Origin of the sequence: Micromonospora sp. NPDC049523 (assembly GCF_040676775.1) — a bacterium.
Lineage (GTDB): Bacteria > Actinomycetota > Actinomycetes > Mycobacteriales > Micromonosporaceae > Micromonospora_G.
In genome coordinates, this window is record NZ_JBFAPP010000010.1 from 208,662 (window position 1) to 231,276 (window position 22,615).

General features: G+C 66.8%; 13 protein-coding genes and 2 pseudogenes. 10 read left to right on the plus strand and 5 right to left on the minus strand.

The features are described 5' to 3' along the window. Positions 1 to 117: 117 nt before the first annotated feature. From AB0J90_RS18185 to AB0J90_RS18200, 4 genes and pseudogenes are all read left to right on the plus strand, one after another. The gene (locus tag AB0J90_RS18185) at positions 118 to 558 is read left to right on the plus strand and encodes a hypothetical protein (protein ID WP_363597191.1); all 441 of its coding nucleotides are present in this window, start codon (positions 118 to 120) and stop codon (positions 556 to 558) included. Between the two features lie 133 nt (positions 559 to 691). Then, entirely contained in the window at positions 692 to 2,257 is a 1,566-nt protein-coding gene (locus AB0J90_RS18190) for a VCBS repeat-containing protein (protein WP_363597193.1), read from the plus strand. A gap of 52 nt (positions 2,258 to 2,309) precedes the next feature. Further along, positions 2,310 to 2,600: pseudogene (locus AB0J90_RS18195) on the plus strand (transposase); the annotation flags it as partial. A gap of 54 nt (positions 2,601 to 2,654) precedes the next feature. Then, entirely contained in the window at positions 2,655 to 7,043 is a 4,389-nt protein-coding gene (locus AB0J90_RS18200) for an AAA family ATPase (RefSeq protein WP_363597196.1), read from the plus strand. A gap of 493 nt (positions 7,044 to 7,536) precedes the next feature. On the opposite strand, the gene AB0J90_RS18205 is transcribed toward AB0J90_RS18200, so the two are convergent. Then, positions 7,537 to 8,676 (minus strand): phospholipase D-like domain-containing protein, encoded by a 1,140-nt coding sequence (locus AB0J90_RS18205; RefSeq protein ID WP_363597198.1) that lies wholly within the window; start codon positions 8,674 to 8,676, stop codon positions 7,537 to 7,539. 862 nt (positions 8,677 to 9,538) lie between these two features. On the opposite strand from AB0J90_RS18205, the gene AB0J90_RS18210 reads away from it, so the two are divergent. The 3 genes from AB0J90_RS18210 (at position 9,539) to AB0J90_RS18220 (ending at position 11,616) form a co-directional block, all read left to right on the plus strand. Further along, positions 9,539 to 9,940, plus strand: coding sequence for a hypothetical protein (locus AB0J90_RS18210; protein ID WP_363597200.1), 402 nt, complete (start codon positions 9,539 to 9,541; stop codon positions 9,938 to 9,940). A gap of 373 nt (positions 9,941 to 10,313) precedes the next feature. Continuing rightward, entirely contained in the window at positions 10,314 to 10,964 is a 651-nt protein-coding gene (locus tag AB0J90_RS18215; protein ID WP_363597202.1) for a thioredoxin domain-containing protein, read from the plus strand. After that, positions 10,945 to 11,616: a vitamin K epoxide reductase family protein gene (locus tag AB0J90_RS18220; RefSeq protein ID WP_363597204.1), complete on the plus strand. Its 672-nt coding sequence runs from the start codon at positions 10,945 to 10,947 to the stop codon at positions 11,614 to 11,616. The genes AB0J90_RS18215 and AB0J90_RS18220 overlap by 20 nt, the downstream gene beginning before the upstream one ends. 653 nt (positions 11,617 to 12,269) lie before the next feature. Here AB0J90_RS18220 and AB0J90_RS18225 read toward each other — a convergent pair. Then, on the minus strand, positions 12,270 to 15,002 hold the full coding sequence (locus AB0J90_RS18225; RefSeq protein WP_363597206.1) for a LuxR C-terminal-related transcriptional regulator: 2,733 nt from the start codon (positions 15,000 to 15,002) through the stop codon (positions 12,270 to 12,272). A gap of 82 nt (positions 15,003 to 15,084) precedes the next feature. Between AB0J90_RS18225 and AB0J90_RS18230 the strand changes: the two genes are divergently transcribed. Continuing rightward, positions 15,085 to 15,924, plus strand: a complete 840-nt coding sequence (locus AB0J90_RS18230; RefSeq protein WP_363597208.1) for an alpha/beta hydrolase — start codon at positions 15,085 to 15,087, stop codon at positions 15,922 to 15,924. 12 nt (positions 15,925 to 15,936) lie between these two features. Further along, a complete protein-coding gene (locus tag AB0J90_RS18235) occupies positions 15,937 to 16,887 on the plus strand; it encodes an alpha/beta hydrolase (protein WP_363597210.1) in 951 nt (316 codons plus the stop codon). 588 nt (positions 16,888 to 17,475) lie between these two features. Here the strand turns inward: AB0J90_RS18235 and AB0J90_RS18240 are convergent. After that, positions 17,476 to 18,201 (minus strand): hypothetical protein, encoded by a 726-nt coding sequence (locus tag AB0J90_RS18240; protein ID WP_363597212.1) that lies wholly within the window; start codon positions 18,199 to 18,201, stop codon positions 17,476 to 17,478. A gap of 466 nt (positions 18,202 to 18,667) precedes the next feature. Between AB0J90_RS18240 and AB0J90_RS18245 the strand changes: the two are divergent. Beyond that, positions 18,668 to 18,976, plus strand: a pseudogene (locus AB0J90_RS18245) (hypothetical protein); the annotation flags it as partial. A 328-nt stretch (positions 18,977 to 19,304) separates the two neighbouring features. Here the strand turns inward: AB0J90_RS18245 and AB0J90_RS18250 are convergent. Together AB0J90_RS18250 and AB0J90_RS18255 are read right to left on the minus strand one after the other, a co-directional pair. Continuing rightward, complete coding sequence (locus AB0J90_RS18250; protein ID WP_363597214.1) at positions 19,305 to 20,291, minus strand: serine hydrolase; 987 nt, start codon at positions 20,289 to 20,291, stop codon at positions 19,305 to 19,307. Between the two features lie 430 nt (positions 20,292 to 20,721). Further along, positions 20,722 to 22,614 carry a hypothetical protein gene (locus tag AB0J90_RS18255; protein WP_363597217.1) on the minus strand — a complete coding sequence of 631 codons (1,893 nt, stop codon included), beginning with the start codon at positions 22,612 to 22,614 and terminating at the stop codon, positions 20,722 to 20,724. Position 22,615: the final 1 nt, after the last annotated feature.

Sequence of the window (22,615 nt, forward strand, 5' to 3'; positions counted from 1 at the left end):
GGCATCGAAGTCGGATTCCGCGTGAACTCCGAGGCCCAGGAGCAGTGACCATCGATCTATTGGCGTTACTTGTTGAAACCGAAATGTCGACCGCACGGCCACGTGGAGGACAAGCACATGCAACAACAGCAGCGTACCAATTTCACCGCAATCGTTGGGCGAGTGGTCCTGGCTCTTGCGCTGGGGATACCACTGGCCGTCGCTCCAACCACGCCTGCGCTCGCTGCGGGGTGTTACGACGGGTCGGTCTGGGCCGGTGGCACCGCCAGCGATGCGAACACCTTCGATCCATCGAGGACCGGTTACTACACCACTACCAGTCGCTGCAACGACATCAACTTCCTTCCTGTCAGTACATCAGGCGACTCTGCCTATTGGGATGTGTTTATCCGGGTCTGCTGGGTGAACCTCGGTACGTGCAATAGCTGGAAGTCACCGGATGCCGGTGAGTGGACCGTCATCGCTTCGAACGTCAAGGACGGCACCCGTTTCCGCGTGGAGACGGACTGGACAGAACCAATGTGGGGATCGAGGTGGAACACAAAGATCGCTTTCTAGCCGATGCCTCACGGCGCGGCAACAACCAATAACCATCCGGCATCAATGGCCGACTAAACACCCCGAACCCTTACGGACGGATGGAAGGCACTCTCTCTTGAACTGGAATATGTTCCGACGTATCACTACCGGCGTGCTCGCCGCCGCGCTGACCGCCGCGGCCCTCGGCACCGTCGCGGTCGCTCCCGCCTCGGCGAGGCCGCCGACACCCTTGTTCGAGCCCGCGATCGAACCGTACGCCGTCTACGACGGACAGGACACGTGTGACCCAACGGCCAAGCCCGGCGTCGTCACGTTCAAGAACATGCTCGTCGACACCTACGGAAGCGAGACCTGGGGAATCGGTCGCGACTGCAGCGACGGTGGCACCAGTGAGCACAAGGAAGGTAGAGCGCTGGACTACGGCTTCGACTACAACAACCCGGCTGATCGAGCCGAAGCCACCGACCTGCTCAACTGGCTGCTCGCCACGGACCAGTACGGCAACAGGCACGCCATGGCCCGCCGGCTCGGACTGATGTACATCATTTGGAACCGGCAGCAGTGGAAATCGTACGAGGCATCCTCAGGATGGCAGGGATACAGCTGCGACGGCAGCGCGAACGACTGCCACACCAACCACATCCACTTCAGCTTCAGTTGGCCCGGAGCACGCCAGCAAACGACTTGGTGGACCGACGACTCCTCCCCCGACAGCCCAATTCTGGTTCGCGACATGGGCTCGGCAACGACCGTCCTCCACCGCTGGGGTTCCACCGGAGCGTCCTTCACCGGCCGCTCCACCGCTACGTACTCCCCCCTCGACCTGGCCAACGTCAACGGCCGAGTCGCGGCCGGTGACTTCAACGGCGACGGCAAGGACGACACCCTCATGGCCCACCAGAACAGCGACGGCGCGTTCTCGTTCAAGGTCCTCCCTCACGGGACTGTCGCTCCTACCAACTGGCACACCACGCCCGGCCCGTTCGACCTCGAGCCATCGGTAGGGAACCGGCTCATCGTCGGAGATTTCATCGGGACAGGCGAGGACGGGGGCGCGTCGGAACCCATCCTGGTTCGTGATGTCGGCTCATCCACGATCGTGCTCTACCGCTGGGGGTCCACCGGCTCGTCCTTCACCGGCCCCAGCACGGCGACGTACTACAACTTCGACCTGGCCAAAGTCGGGGACCGAGTCGCCGCCGGTGACGTCAACGGCGATGGCAAGGACGACACCGTCATGGCCTACCAGAACACCAACGGCACGTTCACCTACAAGGTCTTCCTCAACGGGACCATCGCACCTGTCGACTGGTACACGACCCCCGGCCCGTTCGACCTCGACCCGTCCGTGGGAGGCCGGCTCGTCGTCGGAGATTTCAACGGCGACGGCAAGGCTGAGCCCATCCTGGTTCGTGATATCGGATCGTCCACGATCGTGCTCTACCGCTGGTTCTCCAGCGGCTCGTCCTTCACCGGGCCCAGCACTGCCACGTACTACTCCCTCGACCTGGCGAACGTCGGTGAGCGAGTCGCGGCCGGTGACGTCAACCGCGACGGCTTCGACGACACCGTCATGGCCTACCAGAACAGCGACGGCACCCTCACGTACAAGGTCTTCCTCAACGGCACCATCGCGCCTGCCAACTGGTACACCTCCGGCCCGTTCAGCCTCGATCCCTCCGTAGGAGGCCGACTCGTCCTTGGGTCCTGGTTATGACATAACACCCCGGATGCGCAGGGCGACCCGAACGGGTCGCCCTGCGGTCGCGCTGCCGCTAACCCTCGGCGACGGCGGCACGTTCCGTACGTCTGGACACCTCGCCTCCCATGCCAGGCTGGCACCGGTGACTCGCCGGTCCGGATGCACCGCCCGGGGCGAACGCCAGCCCTGGCGGCGGGAACCAGACACTAGACAAGCTCCGTACCTGTCCGCGTTCGCGAGCCTGAACAACATGGTCCGGAGCGGACCGTGCCAGGCGATCGGAAACGCCACCTCTGGTGCGCGTGGCGCTTCGGAAACCGGTGGCGGTAGTCGGTCGACACGGGTCACGACGGGGTAACCCCCACCGGAAAGGGCTTGGCTTCGCATGGATTCGTGGCCGAAGCTCGTATTCATGACTGACGATGTGGGTGCCACGCGTCGCCTCGCTGCGGTGCATACCCAGCAGGGTCTGTTGGACGAGCTGAACCGGCTGCGTATCACCGCCGCTCGCAATCGTGGCAAGGTACGTCTCTCACTACAGGATCTTGAGACGGTCAGCGGGGTACCGAAGAGCAGCTTGGCGAACTATCTGACCGGCCGCACGTTGATGCCGGTAGATGTGCTGGATCGCCTGGTGGTCGCCCTCGGGGTCGCCCCATCACAGGTACGCCTTTGGGCCGAAGCATGGGAGCGGGTCACCGACGCCCGGCTGCAAGGGGACGCCCAGAGTGCGCGAACCGGCAGCGGGAAGGCGGCCGAGGCGTCCCGGCGTGACCCCTTGGTGGCAACCGGGTACGTCGGCGACGGCGCGAGCGACTGGAATCAGGGCGAGGCTGCGGCGGCCTTACGCGAGATCACCGCGTTGCAGCGCGATCCGGCCACCACCATCGGGCCTGGTCGAGACGAGCACGCCGAGCTATTCGCCGGTTTGGAAGGGTTAGCCAAGGACCTGGCCGAGTTCGGCCTGATGGTCGGCGATGTGCACGCGGTCACCGCTCGGCTGCAGGGCGATCTGTATCGCCAGGCTGCCGATCGCCGTGACGACAGGGATCACCACCTCCGGCACGCCGCGCAGCTGCGGTTGATCCGGGACGGATTGCAGGTCATCGAGCAGCGGACCCGTCGACAGCAGGACACCGACCGCGTCCTTGACCGAGATCAGCCGCCGTACCGTGGTCTGTGGCCCTTCCAGGAGGACCACGCGGACGTGTTCTATGGCCGAGAACGCCTGACCGCCGAGCTGACGGGACGGCTGGAGCAACGGCTTTCCGGCCTCGGGATGCTTGTCGTGACGGGCGCCTCCGGCGCAGGCAAATCGTCGTTGGTACGTGCCGGACTGCTGCCCGCGATCGCCCGCGGTCGACTGGCCGCACCGGGCTCGGCGGACTGGCCCCGGCTGATCATCACACCCGGACCGACGCCGGTCGACGAGCTGGCGATTCAGCTGGCCACGCTCGCCGGTGTGGACGCCGTGTCGCTTCGTCGTGCCATCAGCCAGCGACCGGCCGAGGCACGTCTACTGGCCCGGCAGGCGGTACTGGCGCACGCGGCCCGGCTACCCCTCGAGCAACAGGAGAGATGCAGGACAAACGGGCGGCTCGTGCTGGTCGTCGATCAGTTCGAGGAGGTGTTCACGCTCGCGAACGATCCAGACCACACGCAGGAAAGCCGGCAGGCATACATCGATGCCCTGGTATCGATCGCGACGGCGGACCACACGCCCGAGCACCCACCCGGCCTGGTCCTATTGACCGTTCGTGGCGACTTCCTCGACCGCTGCGCGGCATATCGCGACCTGGTGCCGGTACTGCAGGACGGCCAGTTCGTAGTCGGGCCGATGAGCACTCCAGAGCTACGACGCGCGATCACCGGTCCGGCCGTGGCCCACGGTGTTCGGGTCGAGGACGGGCTACCCGAGGACATCTTGGCGGAGTTGCGTTCGCTGCCCGAAGCCGCTCAGTTCGCCAGCGGAGCATTGCCGTTGCTCTCCCAGACCATGCTCCTGACCTGGCAACGTCGGGAGTCGAACCGGCTCACCCACCACGGATACGGCGCGACCGGAGGCGTAAGCGGGGTCATCGCGACAAGCGCGGAGGACGTATACGCCCGTCTCACCGAGCCGGAGCGGGATGTCGCCCGGCATCTGTTCGAGCGCATGACCACGATGGGCGGCGACGGGGTAGTCGCCCGACGACAGCTCACTCGTGCGGAATTGTCCGCCATCGGTGCGAACACCGAGCTTGGACTGGTTGAGACCGTACTCGACGCCTTCACGGCGAAGCGGCTCATCGTATTGAATCAAGAGTCAATCGAGATCGCGCACGATGTGGTGTTGCTCGCGTGGCCAAGGTTGCGCGAGTGGCTGGAGGGCGATCGCGCCAAGCAATTCGTCCTCGCGCAACTTCGTCAGGACGTGGCGATCTGGAATGAAAATGCCCGCGATGCCTCATTCCTCTATCGCGGCGCCCAACTCGCCTTGGCGAGCCACGCCGCCGCCGACCCGAATGGTCGGGGCGGCGCGCACCGCACAATGACCACCACCGAGCAAGAGTTTCTTGCCGCTAGCGACCACCATGCCAGACGGAGCAACAGGATTCGCCAAGCCGTTACGGCAAGCCTGGTCACACTCGCCCTGGTGGCTTGCGTCGGAGCTGTCGCTTCGGTCATCTACGGCGCAAGCGCCGACCGCCAGCGTGCTGTGGCACTGTCCCGGCAGCTCGCGGCCCAGAGCCAGAGTATCCGCCACGGCGATCCTGTGAAGGCGCGGCGACTTGCCGTGTCGGCATGGGCCGTCGCTCCGACCGACGAGGCTCGCAACACGATGAACCTGCTCATCACCGAGCAGAGATCCTCTCTCATCGGTCACGTCTCGGCAGTCACCTCCGTGGTTTTCAGCCCCGACGGAAGGCGTGTCGCTGCGGGGGGCGACGATGGCACGATCCGATTGTGGGACGTGGCCACACACCGTCCTGTCGGCGAACCGCTCATCGGCCACAGCGAGCAGATCAGGACCATGGCGTTCAGTCCGGATGGAAGGTTTCTTGCGTTCGCCGCCGGTTTCCAAGCTGGCCCCAGGCTTTGGGACCTTGTCACCGGTGAGGTCGCTGATATCCCTGCTGGGGCCAGGCAGGCAGAAGTGATTACCGGCATATCGTTCAGCCCGGACGGGACACTTCTAGCAATTGCCGGCACTCCTAGCCAGCTTTGGGACATCTCCACCGGCCGATTCCGCGGCGTATCAATGAGAGAGTCAGCCCATGTCGCGATGAAGTTCAGCCCGGACGGGGAATTGCTAGCCGTCCCGCGTAGCGCTGGAACCCTCCTTGTGTCGGTGCCAGAGCCCACAGCGGAACCCCACGACGAGATAGCCTCCTACTCTGATGATGAATACGTCTCGGCAGAGTTCAGCCCGAAAGGAAACCTGCTGGCTGTCACTACCAGCGACGGTCACGTACAGCTATGGGACCTGTTGAAAGAGAAGATGATCGGCGTGATGTCGGACCCTCTCATAGGTCGGGATGAGGGCATCGCGTTCAGTCCGGATGGCAAATTTCTGGCAACCGCAACCCTCAGCGGCAACACGGCGCAGGTGTGGGATACCGCCACCGCCAGCGCCATCCAGACGATCGTCGGCGATTCCTCGACGGGCCACACGGACCGGATAAACGGGGTGGCGTTCAGCCCCGACGGCGCCTTGCTGGCGACTGCAAGCACCGACAAGACCGTGCGTTTGTGGGACCCGACCACTCGGGATCCGGCAGCAGGCCCCCTTGCCAACGTCACGCCGACGTGGGATGTCCCTCTAGCTTTCAGTGACGACGGGACGCTCATGAGCGTCGATTTGGGGTCGGAGATGGTGCGGCTTCGACGCACGTTCCATGGCGACCGCGTCGGTGGGCGGCGGACGCAACATGCTTCAAGTGATTACGGAACGACACTTGGCCCGGACAGGATCCTGCCAGATGACGTCGGACGAATGATACTGAGCTCCGATGGCCACTCGCTGGCCATCGAGACAAGCAACAGTCTTCAGGTATTCGATATGGTTACCGGCAACCGTATCGGCAGGCCTGTTCAACGCCCGCCCGGGCATTCATATTCTTCCAGGGCTATTGCAGTCAGCCCTGATCGAAACTCAATCGTCACGGTGGACGGAACCATTTCGCTGAACCCCTCGGACGACTCCCCCTCCCACCTACCCATGCCCGCTCACGCGAAGGAAACCCTCTCGGCAACATTCAGCCCTGATAGTAAAATGTTGGCGTCGACAGGAATGGACGGGGGCATCTGGCTATGGAACCCGGTCACCCGGAGGGCGGCCGGTGATCCGCTCACCGGACATACGAATCAGGTAACGGCGATGACGTTCGGTCACGACGGGACGCTACTCGCGTCCGCGGCAGCGGACGGGGCGGTCCGGCTCTGGGATCTGAGAACGCGTGAGGCTATCGGTGCTCCGCTCACCGGACACAGCGGCGTGGTGAGCGCTTTGGCCTTCAGTCCGGATGGCACGCTATTGGCAACTGTCGGCGAGGACAGGACTCTCAGATTGTGGGACACAGCCACAGGGCGACCGGCGAGTGCGCCGCTGACCGGACACACAGCGGAGGTCGTAGCGGTTGCGTTCAGCCCCGACGGCTCAGTTGTCGCCACTGCTGGGAGGGATTCGACGATCCGGCTCTGGAACCCGGCCCACTACGTCGAGCCGGTCAAGTACATCTGCGGCATAGTGGGGCCCCCGACCAGCAGCGAGTGGACGCAAATCGCACCACATGACCCCCTCTCGGAAGTGTGTGCGTAACCCCTACAGCTCGACGGCGGCCGATCGCGGCGGGCATCCGTCACCGGGGTGAGGCAAGGACGGCAACCACGTCCACCAGCTACGACCCGGCCATCGTTCCTCAGGACGAGCCCGTGCGACGCCGACGATGACTTGGCGGGGTGGTCAGCGAGTGGCAGCCTGACCCGATCTTCGAAACCCCTCGAACGAGTTTTGGCACGGTACACGGCGGTCTGGGGTTACGCGCCCACCGTGCCGCTGGGCGTCTGCGCCATCTCGACCGTTCCCAGCCGGGACGAACAGCGCCTCGATGATCTCGACGCAACGCCGAAATCATCGCCGCGGGTTGAGTAGTTCAGGCCGCTCCGGTTCAGGTACACCGCGCGGCGAGGGCAAGCGCAGGCGGTGGTCTTTCCTGATTCCGTACGCTCGTCCCGTACTGGGCTGCGCGATGCAGAGCGGTACCGACTACGCGTCGGCACCGCTCTGTCATCCTCGTCCCGTACCACCCGGCTCAGACGCCGGCGACCGCGCCGACCTCCCACAGCCGCGCGAAGTTGGCGGCGTACGCGTCGATGATCTTGCGGTGGGAAAGCTCGACGGTCGCCTCGTCGTTGCGCTGCAACGAGGTGGCGTTGAAATTGTGGCTGCCGGTCATCACCCAGCCCCGGCCCGAGCCGGGGCCGGCCGGGTCGCTGACCACGATGTACTTGGAGTGGATGCGGCCGGCGGGAGTCGACCCGTCGAGCACCCGGCGCTCGATGCCGGCGGCGTCGAGCGCGGCGGTGACCGCGTCCTCGGCCAAACCATGCACGACGCGCACCTGGCAACCGGCAGCCTTCAGCCTGGCGAGCTCGTCGACGATCGCGAGCCGGGTGCCGTCCCACTCGGACTGGCCAATCTCCACCCTGGTGCTGCCCTTGGTCTTGCAGCTGACCTGGTGGAGCCGCGCAGCGATCGGGTCCCGGTCGGCAACCGGATAGAACTGGGCGGTGACCTGGCCGCCCGGCATTCTGGCGGTAATCGTCGTGTCGTAGTCGGGGTTCTGTACCTCGGCCGCAAGGTCGTCGAAGTACTTCCCGTATCCGGCGAAAAGCTCGGCGTTACCGGGCAGCACGACGAGGTTGTTCCAGTAGCTGGTGGAGTTGACGTCGGTGATGTTGTTCGAGGCCTGCACGACAACGTCGCGCTTGCCGCCGGTCTTGGAGAAGAGTGCGAACTTGTTGTGCATGCCCTTGGTGCCCTGGCAAGACGTGGTGTTGCCTTCCGGGCTCAGGTGGCTGCAGACGTGCACCCAAGAGGTAACCGATTCGTCGGTACCGAGAGTGCGGATCAGCTCCGCGGCGGCAGGGTTGTTGATCTGATAGCCGTCCATGACCATGCGCACCTCGACGCCTCGGCGGTAAGCGTCGAGCAGCACTGCCGCGTAGTCGGCGCCGGCGTCGCCCGAGACGACGAACTCGGCGATCTCGATCGAGGACCCCACCGTGGCTTTCTTGATCAGTGAGCAGATGCGTTCCACGACGGCGGTCGAACTGCCCGCGACGGGGTCGTTGAAGACGGCGCTGGTCGTGACCGGTACCTTGCCGGCGTTACGGCAGGCGCTGCGGGCGGGCTCGTCGAGGGCGGCCTGGGCGGCCGAGACGACCGCCATCTGCGTACACAAGGCGACCAGGGCGCTGATACCAGCGAGCGCGAGGGGGCGAAGGGAACGGACTCGGTGCATTTAGTTGACTCCTACGCTGGCAATTCACGCGCAAACACAAGAACGCGCGGCGCCAATTGAACGGTATATTGATTATCGCGAGCCGTCACCAAAGTCGATAGTCGCTTCAGCCACGGTCACCAGAACGCCGGCTCGCCGCGCAATTCTAGATTTGGACCGGCCGTCGCGTCGACAACCAGAGCGTTAAGCCTACACATCCGCCAGAACCCGAACGCGGAAACAGCGTGTTACTTCACATCCGGCGCCGCCGGGCGGGCACATGAGCAGCACCGCACCGGGGACGGCTGCAAACGCCTCACCGCCGCAGAGCCCCGATCGCCTGCCACGATTCGACAATGGACACCGCCGAGTCACCCGCCACACGATCGGGTCCTGCCCGCCCCACCCGACCTGTCGCCCCTTGCTCCACCGTCACCCGCCGCCCCCAAGAGACCCCCTCACCCCTGCAGCGCTTCCGACCCCGAGAGGAGGTCAAGCTCCACATCGGCCCTGGTCAGCACCGATACCAGACGCCGGAGTGAGACACTCTTCCGAAGTCGTACGGCGCCAAGGCAGGTCATTACCCTGCTCCCGATCTGCTCCCAGGAACATCACAACGCCCTCAGTTCACCCGAGGCGGCTACACGGCAGCTCAACCGCGTCGGGCGCCGTTCAACGCCGTTGTGAGCACCCCGCTGCTCCCGATCTGCTCCCCTACATTCACGCCGAATGAGCCATCGGACCACCGGCGACGGGCCGCCGCGGTGCGCGGACCACCTGGCCGCGGCCCCGGCCGACGTACACTGATGCGGTGACTGTTCTGTCTGGCCGGGCGCGTTCGGTGCGCCCCTTTCGCTGGCTGATGGTCATCGTTGCGTTGTTTTCCGTGACGCTGTTCGGTGGCTCGTCGTGTGTCGACGGTCCGCTCGCTTCACCGGTGGCCGGCTACGGTGCCTGCCCCAACGTCATCCTGCAGGCGTCATTGCAGGGAGCACTGGCGGCTGAGGCGGGCGGCGAGGGGCCGGACGGCAGGCACGGCGAGGTTGTCGCCGGTGCCTGCCTCGTCGTCATGGCGCTGGCCGGGCTGGCCCTGATCGGTGCGATCCGTCGGCCGCTGCTGATGGGCCTGGCGTACTGGTGGGCCCAGCTGCCCTTTCCGACTATGCGGCCACCGGCCGGCATTTCGACGCGGCTGGACGCCCTGCGCATATAGGCGCAGCGTCAGCTTCTTTTCGCGGTAGCCCATCCGGCAGGTTCAGGCTCGTTGGATCACTGTGCCTTCAGCGGCTTCCGTGCATCCACCAACACATTGCGCGTATGAGCGGTCAGGTCACCTGTCACGGCTACGCCTTTGTTGCACGTCTCACCCGACGGTTGTCGCCTCCGCACGCCCAACAGGCGGCAGCCGGACCCGAACTTTCGAATGAGAGGAATGTGGAATGTCACCACACAAGACGAAGGCCGGCCGCAATACGGCGGGCAGGCAACGCAATGCCGGCGGATCCGGCGCGACCCCGGCGGTCCAACAGGCCAGGGTACGGACGAAAGGCGCGGGGAAGGCGGTACGCAAGGCGCGGCGGGTTGGGATGGGTACCAACCTGAAGGTGACGCTGGGCCTGGTCGCGGTCGCGGTGGTCGTCCTGGCTGCCGCCCTGGTGGTCGACCGCGCCGGCGGTGAGAAGGTTCCGGCGGGTGAGTTGGCGCAGACGGTGGTGCGGGAGGACAGCCACCGGATCTCCACGGCAGCCGACGGCAAGGTGACGGTGGTGGAGTTCTTGGACTTCGAGTGCGAGGCGTGCGGTGCCGCGTACCCCGCGGTGGAGCGGTTGCGGGCCGAGTACCAGGGTCGGATCACCTACGTCGTGCGGTATTTCCCGATCGCGAGTCACCCGAACGCCTTCAACGCGGCCCACGCGGCGGAGGCCGCCGCGCGGCAGGGCAAGTTCGAGGCGATGTACGTCAAGCTCTTCGACAACCAGACCGAGTGGGGGCACAACCAGCAGCCCCAGGTCGAAATTTTCGTCGGGTACGCCCGTGAACTCGGCCTGGACGTGGAGAGGTTCCGGGCTGACATGGCCGACCCGGCGGTGGACGCGCGGGTGCGCGCGGACGCCGAGGACGGCGAGCGGCTCGGCGTACGCGGCACGCCCACGTTTTTCGTCAACGGCGGACGGTACGAGCAGGACCCGACGTACGAGCAGCTCAAGAAGGCTGTCGATGACGCTCTGGCGCAGTGAGGAGGCCATCGTGTCCAGTACTGTCGTGAGCCGGCCAGGCCACGTTGACCGGATCGAACCGGACGAGGAAAGCGCGTTCGGCGACAAGCTGGTCGGGTGGGTCCTGACGATCGGCGGGCTGCTCGGCGGTCTCGCCGCCTTTGTCCTGACCGTGGAGAAGATCGCCCTGCTGCGCGACCCCGGCTATACGCCCAGCTGCTCGATCAACCCGATCCTCTCGTGCGGCTCGGTGATGAGCACGCCGCAGGCCGCGGTATTCGGCTTTCCCAATCCACTGCTGGGTGTGGCGTTGTTCCCGTTGGTGGTCGCCACCGGCGTCGCCGTACTCGGCGGGGTACGGCTGACCCGCTGGTGGTGGCTCGGCCTGCAAGCCGGGACGGTCCTCGGTGTTGTCTTCGTGCACTGGCTGTTCGTGCAGAGCGTCTACCGGATCGGTGCGCTGTGCCCGTACTGCATGGTGGTGTGGGTGGTCACGATCGTTGCGTTCAGCTACACCACGCTACGCAACATCGACCGGGGCTACCTTCCGTTCCCGGTAGCTTGGCGGACGGCGGTCACCCGGCTGCATACGGCGATTCCGGTGGCGTGGCTGCTCATCCTGACCGTGTTGGTCGGCGAGGCATTCTGGACATACTGGCGAACCTTGGTGTGACACCAACCCCTCCCGCCCCGGATCGGCCAGATGACAGCCGATCCTGGGTGGGAGGCGCACCTCGATCGAGCCGCAGGCCACCACGCTGCCCTTGCCGAAAACGTCGTCCGCTCTGGTGGGAGCCGGGGTGCCGGTTGGGTCGGCGCCGGTTACCGGTGCTGGCGCTGCACGCAGCCGGCTGATCGCTGCGGCATGATGGGCAGCCGTACTGCTCGGACTGGCGTACTTCAGCGTGACGAACGCGCTCGCGATGCTGCGCCTGCTGCCGATGAGCAGCCAGCCGCCTCCCCTCAAAAACGCCCTACCGGGCGCAACATCACCGACCACACCCGTGCGGCGACGTAGACGATCATGTGCTCCCAGTTTGCTCCCAACGTATGGGGGAGCGCACCGCTGCTCCCAATCTGCTCCCCTACGTCTACGCCGAACGAGCCATCGGACCATCGGCGACGGCTCGCCAATCACACCTTCTAGATGACCGGATCTGTCGATGTGCGGATATCCAAACCCGACTCCCTCCACGGAACGCCGGCCCGGCGGTGGCGGAGGGGCGTGCCACGTGAGGTGGTGCCCAGGGTGACTAGCGTCGGGTGGCGGGAGACTCTCACGCCCAGATCAGTGCGTCCGATCCCTGAATCGCATAGATCTGCCGGTCAGCTTGGGTCGTGCTGTTCGAGGATCGCACGTAGCTGCGATCGGGCCGTGACACCTAGTTTGGGGAAGGCGTTGTAAAGATGGGCGCTGACGGTGCGGGGCGAGAGGAACAGGAGTTGTCCGATCTGTGGGTTGGTCAGCCCGGTGGCGGCGAGTTTGACGACCTGCCGCTCCTGAGCGGTGAGTCTTGTCCAGGCGGGGGTCGCCTCTTCGGGGGTCGGAACGCCGGCGGCTCGCAGTTCGGCGCGGGTGAGGTCAGCCCAGGTGCGGGCGCCAAGCCGTTTGAAGGTTTCGAGGGCGGGTGTGAGTTGGGCTCGTGCGGCCGTGGGGTTGCGGTGGCGGCGTAGCCAGGCGCCGTACTCGAGGCGGGCGTTGGCCAACTCGAAGGGCCATTGAGCGGCCTGGGGTGGGGCGGTCGCCGCCTCGAAATGTGCGGCTGCCTGATCATCGGTGGCCACGAGTCCATGGGCTCGGGCGAGAATGAGTTGATGCCGGACGCTGCGCGGCTGCGGGATGTGCTGTTCGGCGGCGTTGACCACGGTACGGGCGTCGTCGAGGCGCCCGGCGCGTACGGCAGTGGAGGCGAGGTCGCCGAGGAAGTGGTAGGCAATGTGCTCGTGGATCGGCCGACCGTCGGTGTGAAACAGGTTGCGGAACTGCTCGTACGCTCCGGGCATGTCGTTGTCGCTGAGGCGGGCGTGGGCCAGTCCGACCCGGATCGTGGCCATCAACGCCAGGTTTTCGCCGACCTCGGCACCGACGAGCATCCCGTCGAGCATCCGGGTTGCCGTGACGGTGTCGCCTCGGATGGCAGCTACCCGCGCCCGTAGCTGCGCGCCGAGGCTCCCGGTGTAGCTGAGGTTCTCGGCCTCGGCGATGTCGCACAACAGCCGGCCAGCCTCGTCTGCGTCGTCGAACAGCCCGGCGTCCATCCGGACCTGGCCGATGCCCGAGAGCGTCTGGGTCAACTGCCGTCCGGCGCCGGTACGGTTCATCGCGGTGAGGGCGTTACCGAAGCGAGTGAGCGCGACCGAGTGCTCTTCCAGTAGCCAGGCGGCGCCACCGAGCAGCATTTCCTGGGCTTCGACGAGATCGGGCGGGTGGGTCGTCTTCAGCGACGGTGCATGGCGGACGAGTTCGATGAGTTCCGGCGGCCGGGCAAGGGGGTTGATCACCACCCGGATCCAGGCTTCCGCGGCCTGATTGACCGCCGCCAGCTCGCCCCGGTCCGTCGGGGCCTCGCGCTGATAGCGTTCCAGCCAGGAGCCGAGCTCGGCGGTGGTCCCACCGGTCTGGTAGGTCAGCGCGGCCAGGGTTGTCAGTGATCCCCAGCCGGCATCAGTGCCGAGTGCCACCAGTTGTTCGAGGGCGTCGAGTAGGCTCAGCCGGGCACTGCGTTGTCGCCATGTGTGCGCGAGTGCGTACGCGATGTGGTGCGTGGCGCGGGCTCGCACCCCCGGGTCGTCGGTGTTGTCGCGTACCCGGGTCGCGTTCGCGATCATCCAGTCGAACTGGCCGGTGGGTGTGGCGAACTCGACGGCGTCCAGCATCCGCATCTCGCTGGTGCGCCGATCAGTGGTCAGCTCGGCGGCGCGGGTCATGGCGCGTGCCGCTTCCACGAGGGCGCCGCGCGCCCGGGTTCGCAGGGCAGCCTCGACCAACGCCGCGGCGACCTCGTCGTCGGGCAGCATGGTTGCCTCGGCGCGGTGCCAGATGTGCCGGTCGGGGTCGCTGGCGTACGCCTCGGCCAACTGCCGGTGGGCCGCGACCCGTTCGTTCGCGGTGGCCGAGGAGTAGACCGCCGAACGCGCCAGCGGGTGCTGAAACCGCACCTGCCGGTCACGTACCCGGACGAGGCCGGCGGCCTCGGCCGGAGCGAGGTCGGGAAGCACCTGGTCGGCGCCGACGGCGCGACCGAGTACGGCAAGGTCGGCTGCGCCCGCCGCCGCGAGCAGCAGGGTGCGCCGCGTGGTCCCCGGCAGCTCGGGGAGGACTTGGGCGAAGGAGTGTTCCACATCCGAGAGTGACCCGTTGTCGATGAGCATCTCGCCGACGCGGTGCCGCTTTCCGGAGATGCGTCCGAGTTGGAGCAGCGCCAGCGGATTGCCGGCGGCCCGCTCGATCACCACCGACCGGGCGAACGGGCTGAGCAGCAGCCCGGCCCGGCGTAGCAGTGTCGAGGACTGCCGCTCGTCGAGCGGGTCGAGCACGATTCTCGGGTGCCGTTCCCACCCACTTGGCGGGACGTCACCGCGTACGGTCAACGCCAGCGAGACCCTCGACGGCGCGAGCCTGTTGGCCAGGAAGGTGAGCACCGACAGCGAGCTTGCATCGATCCACTGCGCGTCTTCCACGGCCAGCAGCAGCGACGTAGCCCCCGCCACATCCTCCAGCCGCGCGAGCAGGTCGAGACGCAACGCCAGCGGGTCACGCGCCGTCCAGTCTTGACCGGGCGGCAGTATCCCGGCCGCGGCCAGCAGGTCGACCAGAGCCGCGTACGGAATCTCACGGTCCGACAGGTGCCCGGTGACCCGGACCACCCGCAGGCCGTCGGCCGTCCCGGCGCGGCAGGCGACATCGAGCAGGGCCGACTTACCGGCGCCCGCGGCGCCCAGCACCACCACGACCCGGCCGCCCTCGCTCAGCCGCGTACGCAATCGGCGCAGCGCGTCATCCCGGCCAATCAGCCCGTCGAGCTCGCCATCCCACAACCCCGCACGGTCCCGCGCCATCCGTGTCCCTCCTCACTCCCTACGCGAATCTAAGTCACCTGACAGAGGCGCCCACCAGGGCGGTCTGGCTAGCGTCCGGATCATGACTCTCACCGAAAGTGAACTCGCCGAGATCGGCCGGGCCAACGTCTCCGGTCGGAAACCGGTCGTCTTCGTACACGGACTCTGGCTGCTGTCCAGCAGCTGGCAACGCTGGCGTGATCTGTACGAACAGGCCGGCTACGCCACGATCGCCCCGGGCTGGCCCGACGACCCGGACAGCATCGAAGCCGCCCGCGCCGAGCCCGAGATCTTCGCCCACAAGATGGTTGGCCAGGTCACCGAGCACTACCTCGACGCGGTGAACCGCCTCGACCGGAAACCCGCCCTCGTCGGCCACTCGTTCGGCGGGCTCATCGCCCAGCAGATCGCCGGACACGGCGTCGCCGCGGTCACCGTGGCCATCGACGCGGCACCGTTCCGCGGCGTCCTGCCCGTACCGCTGTCGTCGCTGAAATCCTCCTACGCGGTCCTGCACAACCCCGCCAACAAGGGCCGGGCGGTCACGCTCAGCTTCGACCAGTTCCAGTACGGGTGGGCCAACGCGCTGCCGGCGGACGAGGCCAGGCAACTGTACGAAGAGTTCCACGTGGCTGCCTCGGGCGCGCCGATCTTCCAGGTGGTCGCAGCCAACCTCAACCCGTTCACCGAGATCAAGGTCGACACCGACAACCCGGAGCGCGGACCCCTGCTGGTCATCTCCGGCGGGGCGGACCACACCATCCCGACGGCCGTGTCACGGGCGGCCTACGACCGGCAGAAGCACAACCCGGGCATCACCGAATTCACCGAGATTCCCGAACGCGGTCACTCGCTGACCATCGACCACGGCTGGGGCGAAGTCGCCCAGACCGCCCTCGACTTCATCAACACCCACTCCTGAAAGAGGAACCTCATGGCCGAGGCCAACCCGCACCACCTGTCCCTCGAACCGGCCGCGCAGGCCTTCGTCGAGGCGACCAACAACCCGCCGTACCTCTTCCAGATCGCGCCGGAGGACGGGCGCAAGGCGGTCGACGGCGTACAGGACAGCGAGATCTTCAAGCCCGAGATCGACGAGGAGTGGGTGGACGCCGACGGTGTCCGTACCCGCATCGTCAAACCCAGAGGCGCCGGCGGTGACCTGCCGGTCATCCTCTACATCCACGGCGCCGGATGGGTCTTCGGCGACGCACACACCCACGACCGGCTCGTACGCGACCTCGCCATCGGCTCCGACGCCGCCGTCGTCTTCCCCGAATACGACCGCTCGCCGGAGGCCCGGTACCCGACCGCCATCGAGCAGAGCTGGACCGTCGCCACCTGGGTGGTCGCGCAGGGCAGCGGACACGGCCTCGACCCCAGCCGGATGGCGATCGCCGGTGACTCCGTCGGCGGCAACATGAGCATCGCACTGACCCTGCTAGCCAAGGAACGCGGCGGCGTGACCTTCCGACAGCAGGTCCTTTTCTACCCGGTCACCGACGCCGCCTTCGACACCGACTCCTACCACCAGTTCGCGGAGGGCTACTTCCTGTTCCGCGAGGGTATGCAGTGGTTCTGGGACCAGTACACCACCGACGAGAACGAACGTGCCCAGATCACCGCGTCCCCGCTGCGCGCCACCCTCGAACAGCTCGCCGACCTGCCCCCAGCCCTGGTCATCACCGCCGAGGCCGATGTACTGCGCGACGAGGGCGAAGCGTACGCAGCCAAGCTCCGCGCCGCGGGCGTCCCCGTCACCGCAGTCCGCTACCAGGGCATCATCCACGACTTCGTCATGCTCAACACGCTGCACGACACCAGCGCCGCCAAGGCCGCGATCGCCCAGGCCGTCGCGTTCCTCCACACCGCCCTGCGCTCCTGAGCCATCCCGCGGCGTCCCGACCCATTCCAGAAATGGTCGGGACGCCGCCGGAGTCAGCCCCGGCCGTAAGATCGTGGTGAGGTAAACCAGTGTCGTAGACATTGATCGGCTGCACGGATATCGACAGATCCGTAGGTGACCGAATCGAGGCTGACTTAACCAAGCGTGACCGATACGCCGAGGCGCCAGTGCGTGCAGCCTTGGGCCCGCGGCAGATCCGATCAGACCGAGCCACATTGTTTCTGTTCGACGGAGCATCTTCGGGCCGGTAACCTCACGCGGTGAGGTCTCATCGTCGCTCTAGAGGACGAAACAAGTAGCCGACGTACATGCAGGTTCCGCGCAGGGTGTAGTCGGAGTAGTGAGGCCGGGCAAGTCGTTTGCTAGGGCAAGGCGTAGTGGTTGACTGAACCGGATGGCGGATAGCCGGTCGCCGCGTCATTGCCCGGGGAGCGAAGCATGTTCGATGCCGACTCCCACCGCTTCCGGATCGAGCCGGTGCTGCCGGAACCACCGCTCCCTCAAAGCGGGGGAACTCAATCGCGTTGGTCGGTCAGCCCCGTACCACGGCCCTGATCGACCGATCACTCAAGTCGACCAGTCCCGGTTACGGGTGATCAGTTGGATGAGCCGCTGTCGAATCGAAAGGAGCGGGCCCATCTTGGCCGGCGCCGGACGCTCCCCTGACTGCAACCGCGCGACCGCGGCCTTGTTCCTCGCGACCCTTGCCTCAAGCCAATTCTTTGGCGGGTCGAGCTGCGGACGGTCCGGTTCGGGCTCGTTCCACTCACGGAGATCGTCGATCGCGGCCAGCATCTCTTCACGGCTTTCCGCCGTCTCGGCACTGTCTGCCGCCGCCCGAAGCACTGCTTCCGCCTCGTCGACCCTGTTTCGGAACGAGGAAATGACGAACAGCGCACCGGAACGCGCGGCTAGATCGGCCAGATAGCTCACGTAGAGCTCAAGCCCGTCTTCCACAAGGCCGCGGCACAGCGGCAGAAGCGCGGCCTGCTGCCCGTGCCAAACAATGCTCTCCGGATCTGCCGCCTCCCCGTTACCCAGCCGCCTGAGCAGTTCGAGGGCATCCCCGGCGTCCGGGATCTCCCGATGCTCCAAGCGCTCAAGAATCTCGACGATCGCGTACGGGGTTGCCTCGAACAGATTCTCGTTCCACCCGAGGTCGTGCGCCAGGAGCAAGAAGGCCCTTCGGCGTACGCTCTCGACCGGTGACGAGAGGTCCGTGATTGCCTGCGGAATGTGCGCGGATCGCCCGACGAAGCAGGTGAGATCCGCCCAAGGGACGGCTGTTGCCATGATGCACCTCCTGATCACCAGTTTTGGCCCCGGAATATGGGGCCGGGTGGGAAGTTGGCGGGACCGAGACCAGACATCCGACAGGTCAGACAGACGTCCCAGTCCTTCCACGTCCGCTCTCGCCCGAAGCCCTTTGGTACCGAGTAGCGCAATTGTCGCGGATCGAGCAGCCTGCCTACCTTGTTGTAGATCTGCAGCTCAGCGACGTCCTCACCACAGCAGTTCGCTGCCTCCCTGTCGCTACCACGGATACCAGACCAAAAAGCGGCTTCATCAACACCTGTCCCGAACCTGTTTGTCGCTGAACCTACTGCACCGCCTGGTCCAGGGCAGGTGATGGCATTCAGGCCGGCACCTTTGGCGGCTGCTCGCTGCGCCAGGGTAACTGCCGCACCGCCCGCCGCGGTAAATCCGGCTCCCCAGGCGAAGTCGCTGTAGGTGTATTCCTGGCGACGCGCGCAAGGTGCTGCGCTCGGCGCTTACCCACGCGCAGACCGAGGAACTGATCACCCGCAATGTGGCCGCGCTCGCCAAGCTGCCGACGACCCGGCCGCAAGGGCAGGCGTGGACAACGGAGGAGGCTCGCCGTCTCCTGGAATCCGCCCGCCGCGACGGTGCGTCAAAGCCGGCGTCCGGAAGATCACGGTTCACGACGCCCGGCGGGCGGACCTGCGGGTCCCTGCTGGCGGACCTGGACGTACACCCTCGGGTAGCCCTGGCGATCCTGCGTCACGCCCGGTTCTCGATCACGATGGAGATCTACACCCAGGTCTGATCGGAGGCGACACGGGAAGCGCTCAAGCGGCTGGGAGACAGCCTCGATGGCCGAGCGCTGCTGTACTCCGCTGCTGTACGGACACCAAAGAGGCCATGTCCATCGATCGGACATGGCCTACATCTACGCCGAACGAGCCATCGGACCACCGGCGACGGCTCGCCTATCACACCTTCTAGATGACCGAATCTGTCGATGACCGGATGTCGATCGGGTGCCGTGACGCGGGTGCCTTTCCGGCGGACGCAGAAGCTGTCCCCACCGCACGTGCGAGCTGACGTCCGGCCCAGATGTGCGCCCTGTCGATGGGCTCGGCGGGCGCGGTGCCTCAAGCCATCGCACGAAGGATGACCCGTTCCAGCACGGTGAGCGGGGTTCGCCACTGGTCGGGGTCGTCGTAGTTGCCGGCGGTGATGGCCGCGGTGAGGTCCAGGTGGGGCAGGACAAACAGGCGCTGGCCGCCGTTGCCCATGCCGGCCAGCAGTCGATGGCCCTCGATGGATTCGATGTACCACTGGTAGCCGTACTGCGCGCCCCAGCTGGTCTGCAGGCGTGGCTGGAGCATCGTGCGGATCCAGTCGGCGGGGACGACCCGCTGACCGTCCCAGGTTCCCTCGGCCAGCACCAGCTCGCCGAGCCTGGCCAGGTCGCGCGGCGCGAGTCGCAGCCCGGACGCGGCGGAGGCCACTGCGTCCGCGCCGGTCATCCACTCGAAGCTGCCGATGCCCAGCGGCGCGAACAGCACGGCCTGCGCGTACTGCGGCAGCGACTGCCCGGTGCCGTCGGCGATCAGGCGGCCGAGCAGAGCAGTGGCACCGCCGCAGTAGGTCCATTGGGTGCCGGGCGGTTCGAGGATCGGCCGCTCCAGGATGTACCGGTATCGGTCCGGTGCCAGCTCCATCGCGATCTCGGCGTTGGCTGGGCTGTTGTACGGGAGATCTTCGCGCCACTCCAGGCCCAACGACATTGTCAGCGCGTGCTCGACGGTGAGCCGGGCACGCCGGGGGTCGGCCGCCAGGTCGGGGTACTGCGGGAACCGCGGCAGGAGCGGCTCCGCTGGCGGCGGGACCAGTCCTTCGCCGAGCGCGATGCCGTACAACAGGACGGTCACGCTCTTGGTGACCGACCGGATGTCGTGCAGGACCCCGGGCCCGAACTCGACGACGCCCAGCGAGTCGCCCCAGGTGAAATCTTCGCCGGCACTGTAGTACTCCAGCACGGTTTGACCACCGCGAACCGCCGCGACGGCGTGCAGACCGCCGACCTGCCCAGCTTGGAGTATTTGGTCGAGACGGTCACGCATCTGCGTCGTCATGGGCACTCCGAGGGGACGATGTCGGCCAGCGGAACAGCATGCTCGTTATAGCGGAATTTCCGCTTCTGGAGCGACCCGGTTGGGAGGAAGCCCAGCCCGGCCCGGCGGCGTCCCACCCGGACCTTGCCCGCTCGCTGCTGCGCTACGCGGCTCACTGGGACCCATACGAGGCATAGCCTCGCGGCATGTGTCGATCGAGGAGCGGCCGTCGAAGAACTCTTGGCGCTGCTCCCGGCGGAGCTCTACGCGGTCGCGCTGCAAACGATCCAGGACGAGCCCGTTGTGGAGGACATCGACATCTGACCCGAATACCTCAGGCGAATGCCCGTCTCCTCGACTCGCAGGAGACGGGCGTCGAGCCGGTGCCTCTCTCGCGGCGGGGACAGGATTTGCACCCAAGACCCGGCCCCGGGACGTCCGGGTGGCGCCGTCAGCTTGGCGCGGCGGCCTGGACCGCGGCACGGTCCAACGCGAGAGGGAGCAGACCGGCCAGTTGGGTGGCGGCAACGTTCCGCCCCGGCGCGAGCATGACCACCACGTCACCCCGGCGCCCGACCACGCGGTCCTTGGCGAGGTACGCCTCGTCTCCACGCGGGGTCGGCAGCGGCTCGCCGGCTCCCTTGCCGATCACCATGAGGACTCGCCCGGCCCGACCCCGTATCACGCTGACCGAGACCGTGAACGTACCGGTCAGGTCGTTGAAGTTGGCGGCCGTGTAACGCGGGTCGCCGCGGTAGCTGGAGGTCCGGTCCGGCCGCACCTGGCGCCCCACCGCGGCGCTGAGTTCGTCGGCGGTCAGCAGCGGCTCGGCGACGCCCCCGGCCACGGTGCCCGTGCCGGAAGAGCCGTCGGCGATCTCCGGCGCGGGAGTCGCCGCCCGCAACACGGTGACCTGCTTGACGCGACGGGTCCACCGGCGCACCTGGGCGGTCACCACATCACCCAGCTCGCACTGGCCGGAGATCTCCTTCGGCAGGATCCAGGCCCGGGTCTGGTCGGACCGGCCGTCGTCGATGACGAGGTAGTAGTTGATTGGTGTCCGGTCGGTGCTCTCGTCCGAGCTGTGGTACTGCCACATCTGGTACCAGATCACTTCTCCGGAAACGGTGACCGTGCTCGCCACGTCGGCGAAGACCCGAATCATCGTGTACGTCGCGTAGCCGAGCAGGGCGAGTCCGACGAGGAGGATGCCGAGCGTGATCAGGTCGAGTTCGGCAAGGTTGCGCCACGGCTCGAACCACTGGCCGAAGAGGAAGTGGAGCGGATCGTCGGCCGGGTCGACCGGCAGGCTCGCCTGGCGGGCCGCTGCCGGCCCGACGATGCCGACGAGCGCCCAGCCGAACCAGCCGGCGCCCACGGCCCGGACAAAGGGCCAACCGAGCGGCTGACCGTACCGGGGCAGGGTGTTCGGGTAGCTGACCCCGACCTGGCGCCAGGTGCCGCCGTACGCCGACCAGATGCGACTCCGGTCCCCCAGGCCGAGGTGGATGACCTCCGACGCCCCCCGGGTCGCACCGAGCGCGGCCCCGTACGACAGGTAGCGGTGCCAGACCGTCACGGCTGCCGGGGGCAGGTCCGCGAACGCCTCGTGCCCGGCCAACCAGTCGCGCAGGCCGAGCCAACGAGCGGCGACAGCCCGGCCCAACGGGGTGTCGCGCTCGCCCATGTTCCGCCGCGCGATGGCGAAGAGGACCATGATCGTGACGAAGAAGGCCGCGCCCACACCGCCCCAACGGTCGTCTTCCTGGGTCCGGGACAGATAGTGGTAAGAGCCGGCGGCGACGCCCAGCGCGGCGAGGGCGCCAAGCAGACTGAGCGCGACGACCAGGCCCTTGGGGAACCGGCGCCGGGTCAGGCCGAGCCGGCGGGCCTCGTCGATGACCGCGCGGCGCAGCGAACTGGCCCAGAGACCGGCGCGCTTCTCGTCGGCGAAGGCCAGGGCGGTCAGCGGTACCAACCCACCGACCGCGCGCTCGACCACCCGGTCGAGGACCTGGCGCTCGTATTCGGTGAGCCCGTCGGTACGACCCGTCGGGTGCACGGTGCTGTCGCGCGGATCCGGGCCGGCCTGCCGCAGTTCCAGATAGCCCCGGGCGGCCAGGTCGAGCAGGGTCGCCTCGGCGGCGTCGACGGTGAGGCTCCACCGGTTGGCCAGCAGGTTGACCACCGCCGGGGACTCCGGGCCGGGCAACGTCATAGAGGCCGGGGCGGGGGCAACGTCGGCCGGCCGGGTGAGCAGCCAGGCGGCCCAATAGACGATGGCCCAGCCGAGCAGGCACACCGCCGGCAGTCCCAGCTCGACGGCCAGGTCAACGGAATTCATC

Bases quoted from the DNA above. Each gene is read 5' to 3' on its own strand.
- AB0J90_RS18185 (WP_363597191.1), top strand. From the start codon at position 118: ATGCAACAACAGCAGCGTACCAATTTCACCGCAATCGTTGGGCGAGTG.
- AB0J90_RS18200 (WP_363597196.1), top strand. From the start codon at position 2,655: ATGACTGACGATGTGGGTGCCACGCGTCGCCTCGCTGCGGTGCATACC.
- AB0J90_RS18205 (WP_363597198.1), bottom strand. From the start codon at position 8,676: ATGGCGGTCGTCTCGGCCGCCCAGGCCGCCCTCGACGAGCCCGCCCGC.
- AB0J90_RS18215 (WP_363597202.1), top strand. From the start codon at position 10,314: ATGGGTACCAACCTGAAGGTGACGCTGGGCCTGGTCGCGGTCGCGGTG.
- AB0J90_RS18220 (WP_363597204.1), top strand. From the start codon at position 10,945: ATGACGCTCTGGCGCAGTGAGGAGGCCATCGTGTCCAGTACTGTCGTG.
- AB0J90_RS18225 (WP_363597206.1), bottom strand. From the start codon at position 15,002: ATGGCGCGGGACCGTGCGGGGTTGTGGGATGGCGAGCTCGACGGGCTG.
- AB0J90_RS18230 (WP_363597208.1), top strand. From the start codon at position 15,085: ATGACTCTCACCGAAAGTGAACTCGCCGAGATCGGCCGGGCCAACGTC.
- AB0J90_RS18235 (WP_363597210.1), top strand. From the start codon at position 15,937: ATGGCCGAGGCCAACCCGCACCACCTGTCCCTCGAACCGGCCGCGCAG.
- AB0J90_RS18240 (WP_363597212.1), bottom strand. From the start codon at position 18,201: ATGGCAACAGCCGTCCCTTGGGCGGATCTCACCTGCTTCGTCGGGCGA.
- AB0J90_RS18250 (WP_363597214.1), bottom strand. From the start codon at position 20,291: ATGACGACGCAGATGCGTGACCGTCTCGACCAAATACTCCAAGCTGGG.
- AB0J90_RS18255 (WP_363597217.1), bottom strand. From the start codon at position 22,614: ATGAATTCCGTTGACCTGGCCGTCGAGCTGGGACTGCCGGCGGTGTGC.